The sequence below is a fragment of the Paraburkholderia sp. 22098 genome, from assembly GCF_052045935.1.
Lineage (GTDB): Bacteria > Pseudomonadota > Gammaproteobacteria > Burkholderiales > Burkholderiaceae > Paraburkholderia > Paraburkholderia caledonica.
In genome coordinates this window covers 419684-435197 of record NZ_JBQEPV010000002.1, presented here as the reverse complement: position 1 = coordinate 435197, position 15514 = coordinate 419684, and the positions used below count along the sequence as shown (strand labels likewise).

The following is a 15514-nucleotide window of genomic DNA, read 5'->3' as shown; positions in this document are numbered from 1 at the left end:
AGACCCTCGCTAGCCAAAAGATACTTGCGACCGCTCGAAGCTCGCGCTCCAGCACGAGGCAAAACGAACAGGACCATTTGATGAAAGACGACGTCGCCCGCGTTCCGCTCTCCACTGCATTCTGGTATTGGCTGCGACTCGGCTTCATGAGCTTTGGCGGTCCGGCCGGGCAGATAGCGCTGATGCACCAGGAACTCGTCGAGAGAAAGCGCTGGATTTCGGAAAAGCGCTTCCTGCATGCGTTGAACTACTGCATGGTGCTTCCCGGGCCCGAGGCGCAGCAACTTGCGACCTACATTGGCTGGCTCATGCATCGCACGTGGGGTGGCGTGATCGCGGGCGGGCTTTTCGTGCTGCCGTCGCTATTTATTCTGATGGGCCTGTCGTGGGTCTATCTGGTGTTCGGCAGCGTCCCGGCTGTGGCCGGCGTCCTGTACGGAATCAAGCCGGCCGTGACTGCGATCGTCGTGTTCGCCGCGTATCGCATTGGCTCACGCGCGCTTAAGAACGCCTGGCTGTGGTCTATCGCCGCTGCGGCGTTTATTGCCATCTTCGCCGTGAAGGTGCCGTTCCCGTTGATTGTTCTCGTGGCTGGCGTGATCGGTTACGTCGGCGGGAAATATGCGCCCGGCACTTTCGTGATTGGCGGCAAGCACGGCGCCGCTGCGCAGCTTCACGGCCCGGCGCTGATCGACGACGACACGCCGACGCCTCGTCACGCGCTCTTTACCTGGAAGCGCTTTTTCATCGTCCTGGCAAGCTTTGTCCTCATATGGCTGGTGACGATCGGTACGCTAGCCGCTCTTTTCGGATGGAACGGCGCACTCACGCAAATGGCCTGGTTCTTCACGAAGGCAGCGCTGCTTACATTCGGTGGCGCGTACGCGGTTTTGCCTTACGTCTACCAGGGCGCGGTCGAGCATCAGCATTGGCTCACGGGGCTTCAAATGATCGACGGTCTTGCGCTCGGTGAGACGACGCCCGGCCCGTTGATCATGGTCGTCGCTTTCGTCGGCTTTGTCGGAGGATGGACGCGAGCGATATTCGGTCCGGACGCGCTACTTCTGTCCGCTGTCGTCGCGTCAACGATCGTGACGTTCTTCACTTTTCTGCCTTCGTTCATGTTCATCCTGCTGGGCGGCCCGTTCATCGAGACCACGCACGGCAATCTGAAATTCACCGCGCCGCTCACTGCGATCACGGCCGCGGTCGTCGGCGTAATCGTGAATCTTGCCGTCTTCTTTGCGCTGCACGTTTTATGGCCGCATGGCCTGCATGGGGGCTTCGACTGGTTGTCGCTCGTCATCGGGCTGGCGGCTGCGATCGCGCTCTTCCGCTTCAAGGTCGGCGTGATACCAGTAGTGCTGGTGTGCGGCGTGGCAGGGCTCGCGATCCGGTTGCTGGTGTGACGCTCAGCAAGTCGTCGGCCTTACCGTGACGCTCGTGGGGGACCGTGGTCAGGCATTCGCTATTAGCAATTCCTCGGTATTGTCCGGCGGACGCAAGCCATCGCTTCTGTTGACGAAGTAGCGTTGCGTAAGGTCGGCCGCAGAGACGTGCCGCGCCTGCGCGAAGCCGGCTTCGTGGGCAAGGGCCAGCATCTCGGCCGGCGTGAAGAAACTGAGAAAGGGCGTGCCGCTTTCGCGCGCGCCCTTCTCTGCCATTTTCAGCCCAGGGCGGACTTCTGGATCCGCCATGTCTAGCGGCAGCAGAAACGTCGTGGCGAGCGTCGATCCGCGGGCGAAAGCCGCGATCTGGCGCAGCGTGGCCGCATTTGCATCGCGCGTGAGATACATGCTCACGCCCGTTGAGACGACGATTGCCGGCTTCCTGTCGTCGAAACCGTGCGCCATGAGCCGGTCCTGCCATGCTTCGCCAGCCTCGAAATCGACCGGCACGAAGCGCAGCCATGGCGGGATGCCGAAACCAAGCTCGCCGAGCCGCTGACGTTTCCACTCCTGCGGCACCGGCTGATCGACCTCGAATACTGTGAGGCGCGAAGCAATCTCCGGCCTGCGCTGCGCAAAACTGTCGAGCCCCGCCCCAAGAATCACATACTGGCCGATCCCGCGCGCCGCCTCTTCGACCACCAGGTCTTCGATGAAACGAGCGCGTGCCACGATCGACGCGCGAAACGGACGCGTGAACTGCGGGTCCATGTCGCCGCGCTGGCGCCAGTCGTCGCCGGGAGCTAGCAGTTCGAGGCCGATCGAGTCGTCGAAAACATGCGGCGCGGCGTCGACTTCCTTGTGCAGCGCCCGCCAGAGTGCAACGCGGGCCGCGGTGCTGTCGGGTGCCAGATATCGCTGATCGTTCATGAGCGCCGGTCCTTGCCGTTCGTGCTGTCTTCAAGCAATGAGGGAAGCGTCGCTGCCTTCGCAAGCACGGAGCAAACGCAAACCAGGCAACGAAAAGAATATCACCGAGCAGACAGACACCGTCAACGGCATCCACGCGGAACACCCCCGGACCAGACCGAGCCCGATCACCTGTCCTATGCGATCATCGTATGAACCAGACCAACAACGGAGATCGCCATGAACAGCAAATGGTTTTCGAACTTCGCCAGCTATCTGTCGACAATGACCGGCCGTCCCGGCACTTTCGTCGTGGCTGCGTCGCTCGTGATCGTGTGGGCAATCACGGGGCCGTTCTTTCATTACAGCGACACATGGCAGCTCGTGATCAACACGTCGACCACAATCGTCACGTTCCTGATGGTTTTCCTGATACAAAACACACAGAACCGCGACACGGCCGCCATGCAGATCAAGCTCGACGAACTGATCCGCGCAATCGAAGGCGCCCATAACGCACTGCTCGATCTGGAGGAACTGGAGGAGAAAGACCTGACGCGCTTTCGCAAGCAGTATGAAAACCTCGCCAAGGAAGCGCGAACCGCGCTGCGCGAAGGCGGCAGCGATACCGATTCGCCGTTCGTCGCCAATCGCGAAGTGGGCGACGAAAAACGGCGTGATACAGACAACAACGATGCCGCCCATAACAAGCCCGCAAAACGTGAGCGCAAAGACTAGCTCGGGCCGGTTATCGCTTACAGAGTTTGCAATGATTGGACGCTGGAGTCAGCCGGCAATCAAAGGTGCCATGGCGCGTTGCCGGCCGCCTGGGCAAGTCCGCCAATTCCCTTTAAGATGGAACGGAACGCTCGACGCACTATCCTCGCATCAGCAAGATGCTTGAACCGTTTCCTCAACGCATACGGCCCGCGCATACCGGGAACACGTTGCGGAACACCATACGGGAACACCATGACCATCGATCAAGCCGTTGTCTCGTCGTTCACGCCTGCCGGCAAAGTGCGGGCATCGATCAATCTGGGCAACCCCATTCTCGCTAACAAGGACCCGCATACCGGCGAGCCGTTCGGCGTATCGGTCGACCTCGCGCGGGCGTTCGCACAAAAGCTCGGCGTCGAACTCGAACTGGTGGTGTTCGACGCAGCGGGCAAATCGGTGCAGGCCGTGAGCGAGGAGCGTGCCGACTTCGGCTTCTTCGCTGTCGATCCGTTGCGTGGTGAGACGATTGCATTTACCGCGCCGTACGTGCTGATCGAAGGCTTTTATCTGGTGCGCGACGACTCCCCCGTCCGAACGAACGAGGACGTCGATCAGCCGCATAACCGCGTCGCGGTCGGCAAAGGCAGCGCCTATGACCTCTTCCTTACACGCGAACTGAAGGCCGCGCAGATCGTTCGTGCACCTACCTCGCCGACGGTCGTGCAGACGTTCCTCGAACAGGGTCTCGAAGTCGCGGCCGGCGTGAAGCAGCAACTCGAAGCCGATTCGCGCAATACATCCGGCCTGCGGCTTCTCGATGAGCGCTTCATGGTCATTCAACAGGCAATGGGCACGCCGAAAAGCCGCGGTGAAGCGGCGGCTTCCGCACTACGCAGCTTCGTCGAGGAAATGAAGGCGTCGGGGTTCGTGGCCGAATCGCTCGCGCGCCATCGGATTGCGGGCGCATCGGTCGCGCCCGCGGCCTGATCGCGCATGCTCAGCTATACGGGCGGCCTGGTCCTTTTCGCGGCGTTGCTTCACGCAAGCTGGAACGCGTTACTGCACGGCAATCGCGACCGCTTCCTTTCCATGACGTGGATGAGCATCGCCATCGCGGCGATCGCCACGCTCATCATTCCATTCACGCCGCTGCCGGCGGCCGCGGCATGGCCGTATATCGTCGCGTCGGGCCTCGTGCATATCGGCTATAACGCAAGCCTCGTCCGGGCCTACCGCCGTGGCGATCTGGCGCAAGCGTATCCGATCGCCCGCGGCTCGTCACCGCTTCTGGTTACGCTCGGCGCAGCGCTCTTCGCGCACGAGGCGATCGGCCCGTTGCGTGCTATCGGGATCGTGATGATATCCGGCGGCATCATTGCAATCGCGCTCGAAGCGGGAAGCGTGTCGCGCGCCGGCGTGCTGGCCGCGCTCACTACCGGCGCGACGATCGCGCTGTACACCGTGATCGACGGCATCGGCGTGCGCCTGTCGGGCGGCGAAGCGCTTGCCTACACCGCATGGATGTTCCTGTTCTACTGGCTGATGCCCGTGCTGTTCGTCGCGATGCGCGGTGTGTCCGCGCTATGGACACCGATACGCTCGACGCCAATGGCGGTCGGCTCCTCGCTAATGGGCGGCGTTGTATCGGTGGCGGCATACGGCATCGTCATATGGGCGATGCAGTCGGGCGCGATGGGAACGGTGTCGGCGTTGCGCGAGACCAGCGTGGTGTTCGCGGTGCTGATCGGGCGGATGTTTCTCGGCGAAGCGGTGAGCGGCAAGCGCTGGCTCGCCTGCGTGGTCGTGGCGGCCGGTGCGATTTGCCTCGGACTGTGAGCCGGCCCTCGCTGATCGGGCGAGTGGCAATGCGCTTGCGTGGGTGATTCGCCGGGCTGTTTCCCGGAAGTTACCTGCGCTGCTTGCTGGAAGGCCGTACCCGTTGGTGACACACCCAATGCGGTCGGCCTTCCATACCTGAATGCGCTTTACATCGGCGGCGCGACGCCATCCTTCTCGACAACCACACGTTGAGCGACATACGTACCCTGCGACGCCGCCGTTGCCACGATGAACACCTTCTTGCCCGGCGTCAGGTCGGTGCGCGCGGCCGTCGTAAAGGTCACGATAGGTACGTTCGGCGGCACCGTCACCTCGTTATTGCCGCCCTTGTACGACAGCTTCAGGTTCCGGCCGCTCGTGCCCTGAACGACCGTGTCGACGTTCGCATTGGTCATCGTGCTGTTCGGGCCGAGGTCCCAGTCATAGTGGCCTTCGCCCGTGCCGCGCGCGGCTTCCGGGAAAACCACCACCTCGGTTGCCGTCAGCTTGCCGTCGGTGCCGGTCGTGGCGGCCGTGCCGACGAACGAGCCCGGCTTGATGTCGGAAAGCTGCATCGCCTTGACTGCCGACACGGTGACGGCGGGTTTCAGTTCGATCGACACCGTGTCGCCGCTGCGGCGATGCACCTTGAGGACGTCGCCGTCGAGCGCGACGATATCGCCACGGATGCGCGACGGTTTGGCGGCGGGCGTCTGCGCAAGCGCGGCACCGGCAAAAGACAGCGCCGCAAGCGTGACGCCGAGTTTCAGGCGAATAGACATGAATACTCCATGAGAAACGGTTGAGAGGACTGCAAAGCCCTGAACGGGCCAATGAACATCAGGAACCGCCGAACCAGTTGTAGCCCTGGTTCTCCCAGTACCCACCGGGATAATCGTTCGTCACGCTGATCGCGACGATATGCTTTGGATTCTTGTAGCCCAGCTTGGTCGGCATGCGCAGCTTCATGGGGAAGCCGTATTTCGGCGGCAGCGGGCCACCGTCGTAGCCAAGCGTGAGTTGCGTTTGCGGATGAAGCGCCGTCGGCATGTCGATGCTCGTCCAGTAGTTGTCCGCGCAATGCAGCGACACGTACTTTGCCGTGATGTCGGCGCCCGCCTGCTTCAGGAACGAGGCAAAGCGCACGCCGTCCCAACGGCCGATCGCACTCCACCCTTCGATGCAGATATGGCGCGTAATCTGGCTTTCCTGCGGCAACGCGTGCAGTTCGTCGAGCGTCCAAACGCGCTTGCCGTTCGCGAGTCCGCTCACCTCCAGCCGGTAGCCGGCGGCGTCGACCTCGGGCACGTCGTCGATATCGTAGAACGCGTTGAACGGGAACGGCCGCGTGATCATCGACTCCGGGTACGTCGGCGCAAGCGTGTTCGGACTGAAGAGCAATGCCTGCACGTCGTCGTTAAAGGACGACATCTTGCGCAGCATCGTATTCACGGATTTGTCGTTGGACAGATCGCAGCCCGACAGCAGCGCAATGCCGCCGAGCGTGAGAATGCGCTGGCCCAGCAGGCGGCGTGCGGGATTCTTGAGTTCGCCGCGCGCATCCTTGATGATGGTCTCTGCATGAGACTGCGCAAACGCGCTGAGTTTTGTGGACTTGTTGCGAAGGGTCATGGTTAGCGTCCCCGAATCATCACGAGCAGCGAGCGCGGCACCAGCGCGACCATCGCAATGTGCACGACGAAGAATGCGACCAGCACACTCATCGCGACGAAATGCACGACTCGTGCGTTGTCGTATCCGCCCATCAGCGTGCGCAGAAGCGGAAACTGCACGGACTTCCAGATCGCGAGCCCCGACAGAATGACGAGCGCAATATCGACGATCACCACGAGGTAGGCGAACTTCTGCACCGCGTTGTAGCGTGAAAGGTCTTCGTGCTCCAGCTTGCCGCGCAGCGCCGCCGTGAGATCTTCTGCGATCGACCCGATGCTCACCGGCAGCAGTTTGCGACGCAGGCGCCCGGATACGATGTTGAGCCCGACATAGACGAGAAAATTGACGACCAGCAGCCACATGACCGCGAAGTGCCATTGCAAGGCGCCGCCGAGCCAGCCGCCCAAGGTGATCGCGGAAGGAAACTGTAAGCCCGCAAAGATGGGCGATGCGTCATAGATTTGCCAGCCGCTCATCACCATCAGCACGACGGCTAACGCGTTGACCCAGTGTGCGATGCGGACCCAGGCGGGTTGAATCGTGGTGTAACTCAAAGCGGCCTCGTGGTTGGTAGCTGGAAGAAACGAGCGGGTTACCGACGTAAACATCGCCGGCGGGCAGGTATTCCATCGCATGAGAAATTTATTTTTGCGGCGAATGGCTGCCCCGCTCGCCCAAGGCAAGCTCACTGCTTGCGCAGCTACGTCATGGTGAGCGCGCCGTCGCGTTCCTCCGCCACGAAGTCGATGCTGTCGCCCACCTTGACTTGAGACAGCATCGCCGGGCTTTGACCTTGAACACCATGTCATCGGTCCCATGCCGAGATTCTCGAGGGGCCCATGCCGGATGGTCAGCTTGCCGGCTGCCGCATCCACTTTTCCGAACTTCGCCATGCGACATGCTGCTCTTCGCGCCGCTGCGCTCGTGGGCGCCGCCCGTCGTGCTCATGTCGTTCATATCAGGCCGGCGCCACTCAATTCCCTTCCCGACCGACGATGCGCACGAACACACGGACAAAAACTATTGGTTTTCTCTAGAGTTGATGGATCGTCGGCCAATGCGGGCTGACGAAGCCGCGCTGACTCGCAGCGCGGGTCAACCTAAGGAAAATCAAAGGAAAACCAAATGGGAACGTCTCTTTACAACGAAATATCGACCATTGACGACCGGCGCAGCACAACCAGCCTGCCCTCGTCCGGTGCGCCATTGGCGCTCAAACACACGATCCACCCGGAGCAGATTCGCGACAATCTGCCCGCGGGCCAGGGCGGTGTCGGGTTTCTCTTTCACGCTACAGACTGGGATACGCTTTCCTTCTCTTTCCACAACGTAAAAACAAGAAACGAGTCGTTCGAAGAAGAGCTGTGGCGCACCAAGCCGTTCATTGCATCGCCAATCTATTCGGGCTCGCAGATGATCGGCGCGAACATCGCGTGTCCGGTGCCGCTCGAACTCTGGCTCGGCAGCCCTCGCGGCATCAAGCGGTTTCGCGAGACGCAGTTCTTCCCGGCGCTCGAACTGGCGCGGCAGGCCGGCTTGAACATGGTCGCGATGGGAGCCTCGACGCCCTATGCGTGCAACTATGGCGCGCTGCCAAGGCAAACAAAGCCGCCGCATATCACGACCGGCCACGCGGCCACCGCGGCAATGCTCAAAGATTGGGCAATGCACTGCTGCAACGAGCTCGATCTGGAATTCGGCAACACGAAGCTCGCACTCTTCGGCGCGGCCGGACGGCTCGGCACGACGGTCGCCAAGTACCTGCTGTACAAGGAAGCGCCGAAGGAACTCGTGCTGATCGACTTGCCCGACAAGGTCAACCTGCTCGCGGACCAGGCACGCGAGCTGATGGCGGCGGACCTGCTCGGACGCACCAAGGTGTCGGTCCATACGTTCAGCCCCGACACCGCCTTACCGCAGTTCGACGGCGCGATCCTCGCGAGCAGCACCAGCGTGCCGTATCTCACCGCCTCGGACCTCAAGCGGGCGCGCTTCTGGATCGACGACTCGCACCCACGCGCGGCGAGCGTGGAAGCGGAACTCGCGTCTCGCGGACATACGCTATATATTGAATGTTTCGCGCGCGGGCCGGCAGGCCTCGATTCCAGATTCCCGTTCAGGCTGCCGAGCACGCGCGACTGCTATACCTGTTTCGCCGAGGGCTATGCCGCCTGGCAGGAAGGCATCGCTTCCGACTTCATCATCGGCAGCCCGCCTGTGTGGTCGGTCTCCTACACTCACAGCCTGTTGAAAAAGTACGGATTTACGGTCGGACCTTTTCACGGAAAGGACGGCTCGGCGATCAACCTCGATCTCGGTGTGACAGCAACTATGAATTGACGGGCTCGTAAATGTCACTGGAGGCCAGATGCTAATACCGCGCGAAAGCATGCAGGACGTGCTGGAAAGAAGCCGGTTTGCAATTCGATGGGGAGGCGCACTCGGCCTCGTGTGCCACCCCGTCTATTACCTGGTCTGGACTTACATCCTGCCGCAGCCGTACGACAATCTGCCACTGCGTCTGAGCGCGGCGCTCATCTGTGTGCCATTGATCTTTCAGGCGCGCTGGCCGAAGCGGTTCAATCAGTACCTGCTGATCTACTGGCACCTGTGTCTGATCTACGTGCTGCCGTTCGTCTGCACGTTCCTCGCGATCAGGAATTCATTCTCCACCATGTGGATGATGACCGAGGTCATGATGATCTTCATCATGGCGCTCTGCATCGACAATCCATTTCTGCTCATGGGCTGTATCGGCATCGGCATGCTGTCCGGCGGTCTGGCTGCGGTCGCCAGTTCACCGGCTCCAATCGTGCTGAGCACGGCGAATCAGTCGGACCTCGCGGTGCTTCCGGTCGTCGTCCTGTGCAGCATGGCCTTCAGTCATGCGATCAGCAAAGGGCGCATCTTCGTCGAGAAGAACCGCGCATTGCAGGCACTGGCCGGATCCATTGCGCATGAAATGCGCAACCCGCTCAGCCAGTTGAAACACGTTCTGGATCGCGTGGAAGAAACGCTGCCCGCCCTTACCGAACATGGCCGCGCACCCGCGCCGTCGGGTGCGGGCGCAGCGCTGCTTTACCGGCATCTCGCGCACGGGCAGTTGTCGATTGAGCGCGGCCTGCGCGTGATCGCAATGACGCTGGACGAAGTGAGTGCCAAACAGATCCGCTCCGACTCCCTCACTTACCTGAGCGCGGGCGCGACCACGCGCAAGGCGCTCGACGAGTACGGCTTCGCCGACAGGAAGGAACGTGGCAAGGTCCGCCTTGCGGTGCTGGAAGATTTCACCTTCAAGGTCGACGAAACCGTCTACCTGTTCACCCTCTTCAACCTGATCAAGAACGCGCTGCATCACATCGCACCGCTTCCATCCGCCACGCTCACGCTGACGGTGGACCGGCATTGCGTCAGCGTTCGCGATACCGGCAGCGGCATCGCCCCTGAGATACTGCCGCATCTGTTCGAGCCGTTCCGTACCGCCGGCAACTCGGCGGGTACGGGCCTCGGGCTCGCTTACTGTCAGCGTGCCATGCGCGCGTTTGGCGGCAGCATCGCGTGCAAGTCGGAGCTCGGCAAGTTCACGCAATTCACGCTGCAATTTCCGCCCGTCACCGAGAGCGAGGTAGCGGCGCACGAGCGATCAATCGTCGAGCGCGCCACGGGCGTGCTCAACGGCAAACGCATCCTTCTCGCCGACGACGACCCCGCTTTGCGCGCCCGCACACGGCGCACGTTGGCAAAAGTGGGCGCCGAGGTGAGCGAAGCCGAAAACGGCGCGGCTGCTCTGGCGATGCTGCGCGAAGCGTCGGCATACGACCTCGTGCTGATGGACGTCAACATGCCGGTGCTCGACGGCTATTCGGCCACCGAGCAACTGCGCGCCGAGCGCGATCATCCGAACTGGAATGTGCTGGTTGCCGCCTACACGTCCGAGCCCGGCAACATCGCGCGCGTGCTGGCACGCCGGGCCGGCATGGACGACATGATCAGCAAGTCCTCCAGCGCGATGGAGCTGTTCACGTCGCTGCAGGCGCTTTTCGAGAACGGCAACCGGCGTCATCTGAACCAGCGGTTCGACGACTTCTCCGGCAAGTCGATTCTCGTTGCCGACGACGACAACTACAGCCGGCTCGTCGCCAAGGCCTATCTGGAGCGCTTCGGCGCGAGCGTCGTGGAGGCGGAACATGGTCAGGCCGTGCTGGACCGGCTGGACGAAGAGGTCGTCATCGACGCAATCGTGGTGGACATGAACATGCCGGGAATGGGCGGCCTCGAAACGGCGGCGGCGATTCGCGCCCGCACCGACGGCTACGCGAGCGTGCCGATCATCGCGTTGACGAGCCAGTCGGATATCGGTTCGGTACAGGCGTGCATCAGCGTGGGCATGAACGAAGTCATGATCAAGCCCGTGCAGGTCGGCGCGCTCTATGCATGCCTGACGAGGCAGTTCGCGCAGCAGCGCAGCGGTAGTGGCATAGGCAGCGGCAGTGGCGGCAGTGCGCCGGCCGAGGCGCCGCGCTCGCCGGTGTCGGCAAAGGTGCCATCATCGTCCAGCCCGGCAGGCCCGGCGGCGTTGCCTGCGCAAGCTGCGTCGGTAGGCACGGGCGGTCTCGCCGTGGTGCGCGAGAACGATCTGCTCGACGCCACTCATCTTGAAGAATTGGCGGCACTCGGGCTGATCGACGAATCGTTCGCGAATGGGATTGAGCAGATCCGCGCGCTGACTTCGCAGCTTCGCGTGAACGCCGCGGACCGCGACATTGACGCCGCGCATGGCGCGTTGCACGTGCTGCTCGGCGCGAGCGGCAACGTCGGAGCGAAGGCGTTGCACCAGTTCACGCGGCACATTTATCCACGCATGCTGGAAGGCGAATGGCCCGCGGAATCGGACTGGCTCGAGCGGATCGATGCGTTGAGCGAGCGTTCGGCTGATGCGCTGTATCGCTATCTGGCGTCTGCAAACGCCGCGCGAGACCAGCCCGAAGAACCGGGCGACACTGCACGTAAGAGCATGAGTACGAGCACAGGCACGACTACACCGACGACCACGCCCGCGAACGGACTCGCCGTGCGCGAGAACTAGCGCGCATTGCTCAGGCGGCGTGACTGTCCGACGCCGCTTCGTTCACGCCGTCATGCACCCGGCCTCTGATGCCGGGGAAGCGCATTGTCACGGTGGTGCCCTCACCGACGGTGGATTCGATCCGCAACCCGCCGCCGAACGACTGCATGATGCGGTTGCAAAAGATCATGCCCATGCCGTGGCCGCCACGACCCGCGTGCGTCGTGACAGGATCGAGCAGCAAGCGCGCCTTGATCTCCGGCGCGATACCCGGGCCATTGTCGTGCAGGCGGATTTCGGGCTCGGGCCCGTTCATCACTTCGATCCGCAACGAAGGCGCCGGGCAACCGTCGAGCGCACGCAACGCATTCGACAGCAGTGAAGAGAGTACGAGCGCCACGCAATTCGGCATAGCGTGAACGACAAAATCGCCTCGCATTTCCAGGCCGATCCATTCGCGCTGCGAACCCGCGAACGGATAGGAGTCGAGTAGCGTGGCGACGAGGCGTGTCGCCCTGACCTCGCGCGCGGCGCTGCCGGTCGCGGGTTGCGGGCCGCCGCTTTTGTGCACCGTCGCCCAGAACGACGAGATCAGCGTCAGGCAATACTGCGCGTTATTCAGCATCGAGGTAGCCGCAGTGCCGATTTCCTGTTGACGCTGCGGGTCGTATTCCTGGGCGACATCGTTTTCGACCGAGCGAGCAAAGAGCGATATCGCCGCCAGCGGCGTGTTGAGTTCGTGAGCGAGGAACGCAAGCGTCTCGTCCATTGCAAGCAGCCTTTGCTGGCGCGTCTCGCGCTCGACGTAGCGCGCCACCGCCTGCTTCAGCACCTCGCGCACCGACTCCATGCGAAGCGGTTTTTCGATGATGCGGAACAGGTCGCCGGTATTGAACGTCTGCAGCAGCATGTCCTTATCGGCATAGGCGGTGACGAGGATGCGCACGGTCTGCGGATACGCCTGTGCAACCTCGCGCAGCAGATGACCGCCATCGCGCCCCGGCATGCGAAAGTCGGTGACGAGCACGGCGACTTCTGAACCGAATTCCTGCAATAGCGCCATGGCTTCGTCGGCGCCCTGCGCGAGGTGCACGCGGTAATCGTCACGCACGGCGCGCGCAAAGTGGGTGCGCGACATCTCGTCGTCGTCGACGAACAGGATGGAAAACGGCGCTTGTATCGTGTCACTCATCGTGTTTCGGGCGGTTCCATTGGCGGACGTCGACAGTCGGGGTTCGCTCGCATTCTACCGTCGCACAAGGCCGGACCGAAACCCGAAAGCCATCGGCCAGGCGTAAAACGACTAAGTCAATTCGACCGGCATAAAGGCACTCGGCAATAAATCCCATTACAGATTACCGACGCTTCCGCAGACATTCACAATACAATAATTACACTCAACCGACGATTAGCTTCGACCCTGCATTCAGCACGATAATTGCTCCCAGGATTAACACCGACAAAGCGGCGCTCTTTCCTGCAGCCGCTTAACGGTGAGCGTACACTCGCGCTCGAAGCCCATGCCATAGGGCGTACCGGGCACCTCGACATCGACCGCGGGTTATTGGAGACCAGGAGAACATCAATGAACTGGACACGGGAACAGAGAAACGTCACGATTGCCGCCTATCTCGGCTGGACACTCGACGCATTCGATTTCTTTCTAATGGTGTTTGTATTGAAAGATATCGCGGCGGAATTCAATACGAAAATCCCCGAAGTCGCATTCGGCATAATGCTGACGCTGATGATGCGCCCGGTCGGCGCGCTGATTTTCGGCTGGCTCGCGGACCGCTACGGCCGCCGGCCCACGTTGATGGTCAACATCGCGTGCTTCTCCCTGCTCGAACTGCTGTCGGGCTTTTCACCGAACCTGGCCACCCTGCTCGTGTTGCGAGCGCTATTCGGCATCGCGATGGGCGGCGAATGGGGCGTGGGCGGCGCATTGACCATGGAAACCGTGCCGCCGAAATCGCGCGGCATCGTTTCCGGCCTGCTGCAAGCGGGCTATCCGAGCGGCTATCTGCTCGCCTCGGTCGTGTTCGGCGTGTTCTATCAGTACATCGGCTGGCGCGGCATGTTCTTTGTCGGGGTGCTGCCCGCGCTGCTCGTGCTGTACATCCGCGCGCACGTACCGGAATCGCCGGCCTTCAAGACGCTCGAGAAGCAGGCGCGTCCTGGCCTTGTCGCAACGCTGAAGCAGAACGTGAAGCTGTCGCTATACGCAATCGTTCTGATGACCGCGTTCAACTTCTTCTCGCACGGATCACAGGACTTGTATCCGACGTTCCTGCGCGTCCAGCATCAGTTCGACGCACATACGGTGTCGTGGATCACGATCACGCTGAACGTCGGCGCGATCTGCGGCGGGCTCTTTTTCGGCATGTTGTCGGAGAAGATCGGGCGCAAGCGCGCGATCTTCATCGCCGCGCTGATCGCATTTCCGGTGCTCCCGCTGTGGGCTTTTTCGAGCACGCCGGTGCTGCTCGCGCTCGGCGCGTTCCTGATGCAAATCTCGGTGCAAGGCGCATGGGGCGTCATTCCGGTTCATCTGAACGAGATCTCGCCCGACGAAATCCGCGCGACCTTCCCCGGTCTCGTGTATCAGTTGGGCAATCTGATCGCTTCGGTCAACGGTCCGCTGCAGGCGAGCGCCGCCGAAGCGCACGGCAACAACTATGCGCTCGTCATGGCGGTCGTGATCGGCATCGTCGCCGCCGTTATTTGCGCGCTGATTCCGTTTAGCCGGGAGCGCCGCGGCATCGACATGACCCAGTCGGCGAGACATGTCGGCGCCCATCCTGCGCAAGGAAGTGCGGTTGGACGACAGGTTTAAGCACTAGAAGCCGACCACAGTTCTTCTTTCACATGAAGCCGTTCCGATTCCTCGGAACGGCTTTTTTATTCCCGTCATGCAAACGCATAGCGAACGCATGACAGGCGCCACGCGTGAAGTCTTCTAGAGGAGTTAATCGACATCCGACCCTTGCCCAACTCGCCCTTCCTTCTTATCCTGAAAAAAACGGCTGTTTCAAATGCCTATTTGAATCGCCTGTTCGCAGAGCGGGCGCCGAGAACTGGGAGACGCAAATGGCAGGTCGCACAACAGGCCGGCACGCCGGCGATACGAAGTCACGCATCCTGGATGCGGCTGAGGCGCTCTTCATCGATTGTGGTTACGAGGCCATGTCGCTGCGCCAGATCACTTCGCGCGCCGAGGTCAATCTTGCAGCGGTCAACTATCACTTCGGCAGCAAGGAGTCGTTGATTCACGCGATGCTGTCGCGCCGTCTCGACCGTCTCAACCAGGAGCGTGTGAAGCTGCTCGAACGCTTCGACCGGATGCTCGGCGAACGTCTGACCTGTGAGCATGTGCTCGGCGCGATGTTCATTCCAGCGCTGCGGCTCTCGCGCGATCCGCGCGTCGGCGGCAAAGCTTTTCTGCGTTTGCTCGGCCGCGCATATACGGACCCCTCTGCTTTCATTCGCGACTTTCTGAGCGCCCACTATGCGTCGGTGGCCGTGCGCTTTTTCGACGCGTTCCAACGCGCGCTGCCGCATCTGCCGCGCGAGGAACTGGGCTGGCGGCTGCACTTCGCCATCGGCGCGCTGTCGGGCGTGCTCGCGGGCGCCGACACGGACAGCCTCATTGCCGAGTTCTCGCAAGGCAAGTCGATGAACGATCTGCAACTGATCGCACGGCTTGCCTCGCTAATGGTCGCCGCGCTGAAAGCGCCGCTGCCCGACGCATCGCAACTGGCGATGTTCGCCGCCGTGCTGGGCGATGCCGACGATACAGGCGCGGACAGCGCTCTCGACGGCAGCACGCATAACGCAGGCGATGCGCCGAGTGAAGCACACAGCGGCGGCACGATCGAAGCCTGCTCGTTCCAGCAGGCGTTGCACGGCGCGTCGCAAACGTAGCGCAAAGACGCCGGGC

At 61.9% G+C, this 15514-nt stretch carries 13 protein-coding genes and 1 pseudogene; 8 read left to right on the top strand and 6 right to left on the bottom strand.

What is annotated here, in order from left to right:
• The first annotated feature begins 80 nt into the window (after positions 1–80).
• A complete protein-coding gene (chrA, locus tag ACTJLB_RS05310) occupies positions 81–1409 on the top strand; it encodes a chromate efflux transporter (RefSeq protein WP_440782682.1) in 1329 nt (442 codons plus the stop codon).
• 48 nt (positions 1410–1457) lie between these two features.
• Here chrA and ACTJLB_RS05305 read toward each other — a convergent pair whose 3' ends face one another.
• Complete coding sequence (locus ACTJLB_RS05305; RefSeq protein ID WP_440782681.1) at positions 1458–2318, bottom strand: class I SAM-dependent methyltransferase; 861 nt, start codon at positions 2316–2318, stop codon at positions 1458–1460.
• 219 nt (positions 2319–2537) lie between these two features.
• On the opposite strand from ACTJLB_RS05305, the gene ACTJLB_RS05300 reads away from it, so the two are divergent.
• The 3 genes from ACTJLB_RS05300 (at position 2538) to ACTJLB_RS05290 (ending at position 4853) form a co-directional block, all read left to right on the top strand.
• Positions 2538–3035 (top strand): low affinity iron permease family protein, encoded by a 498-nt coding sequence (locus ACTJLB_RS05300; RefSeq protein ID WP_087753214.1) that lies wholly within the window; start codon positions 2538–2540, stop codon positions 3033–3035.
• A gap of 234 nt (positions 3036–3269) precedes the next feature.
• Positions 3270–4004, top strand: coding sequence for an ABC transporter substrate-binding protein (locus ACTJLB_RS05295; RefSeq protein ID WP_440782680.1), 735 nt, complete (start codon positions 3270–3272; stop codon positions 4002–4004).
• A gap of 6 nt (positions 4005–4010) precedes the next feature.
• Positions 4011–4853 carry an EamA family transporter gene (locus ACTJLB_RS05290; RefSeq protein ID WP_440782679.1) on the top strand — a complete coding sequence of 281 codons (843 nt, stop codon included), beginning with the start codon at positions 4011–4013 and terminating at the stop codon, positions 4851–4853.
• A gap of 149 nt (positions 4854–5002) precedes the next feature.
• On the opposite strand, the gene ACTJLB_RS05285 is transcribed toward ACTJLB_RS05290, so the two are convergent.
• The 4 genes and pseudogenes from ACTJLB_RS05285 to ACTJLB_RS05270 all read right to left on the bottom strand — a co-directional run bounded on the left by ACTJLB_RS05285 (position 5003) and on the right by ACTJLB_RS05270 (position 7466).
• Positions 5003–5617 carry a hypothetical protein gene (locus ACTJLB_RS05285; RefSeq protein WP_020070153.1) on the bottom strand — a complete coding sequence of 205 codons (615 nt, stop codon included), beginning with the start codon at positions 5615–5617 and terminating at the stop codon, positions 5003–5005.
• Between the two features lie 58 nt (positions 5618–5675).
• Positions 5676–6467, bottom strand: coding sequence for a molybdopterin-dependent oxidoreductase (locus ACTJLB_RS05280; RefSeq protein ID WP_088175192.1), 792 nt, complete (start codon positions 6465–6467; stop codon positions 5676–5678).
• Between the two features lie 2 nt (positions 6468–6469).
• The gene (locus ACTJLB_RS05275) at positions 6470–7063 is read right to left on the bottom strand and encodes a cytochrome b/b6 domain-containing protein (protein ID WP_440782678.1); all 594 of its coding nucleotides are present in this window, start codon (positions 7061–7063) and stop codon (positions 6470–6472) included.
• Between the two features lie 146 nt (positions 7064–7209).
• Positions 7210–7466, bottom strand: a pseudogene (locus tag ACTJLB_RS05270) (copper-binding protein).
• A gap of 168 nt (positions 7467–7634) precedes the next feature.
• On the opposite strand from ACTJLB_RS05270, the gene ACTJLB_RS05265 reads away from it, so the two are divergent.
• Both ACTJLB_RS05265 and ACTJLB_RS05260 read left to right on the top strand, forming a co-directional pair.
• Entirely contained in the window at positions 7635–8849 is a 1215-nt protein-coding gene (locus ACTJLB_RS05265; RefSeq protein ID WP_020070149.1) for a hypothetical protein, read from the top strand.
• Positions 8850–8877: 28 nt separating this feature from the next.
• Positions 8878–11595 (top strand): ATP-binding response regulator, encoded by a 2718-nt coding sequence (locus ACTJLB_RS05260; protein ID WP_440782677.1) that lies wholly within the window; start codon positions 8878–8880, stop codon positions 11593–11595.
• A 10-nt stretch (positions 11596–11605) separates the two neighbouring features.
• Here the strand turns inward: ACTJLB_RS05260 and ACTJLB_RS05255 are convergent, their stop codons facing one another.
• Positions 11606–12766 carry a hybrid sensor histidine kinase/response regulator gene (locus ACTJLB_RS05255; RefSeq protein WP_020070147.1) on the bottom strand — a complete coding sequence of 387 codons (1161 nt, stop codon included), beginning with the start codon at positions 12764–12766 and terminating at the stop codon, positions 11606–11608.
• 393 nt (positions 12767–13159) lie between these two features.
• Between ACTJLB_RS05255 and ACTJLB_RS05250 the strand changes: the two genes are divergently transcribed.
• Both ACTJLB_RS05250 and ACTJLB_RS05245 read left to right on the top strand, forming a co-directional pair.
• Entirely contained in the window at positions 13160–14410 is a 1251-nt protein-coding gene (locus ACTJLB_RS05250) for an MFS transporter (RefSeq protein WP_088175188.1), read from the top strand.
• A gap of 254 nt (positions 14411–14664) precedes the next feature.
• The gene (locus ACTJLB_RS05245) at positions 14665–15498 is read left to right on the top strand and encodes a TetR/AcrR family transcriptional regulator (RefSeq protein WP_440782676.1); all 834 of its coding nucleotides are present in this window, start codon (positions 14665–14667) and stop codon (positions 15496–15498) included.
• Positions 15499–15514 lie beyond the last annotated feature (16 nt).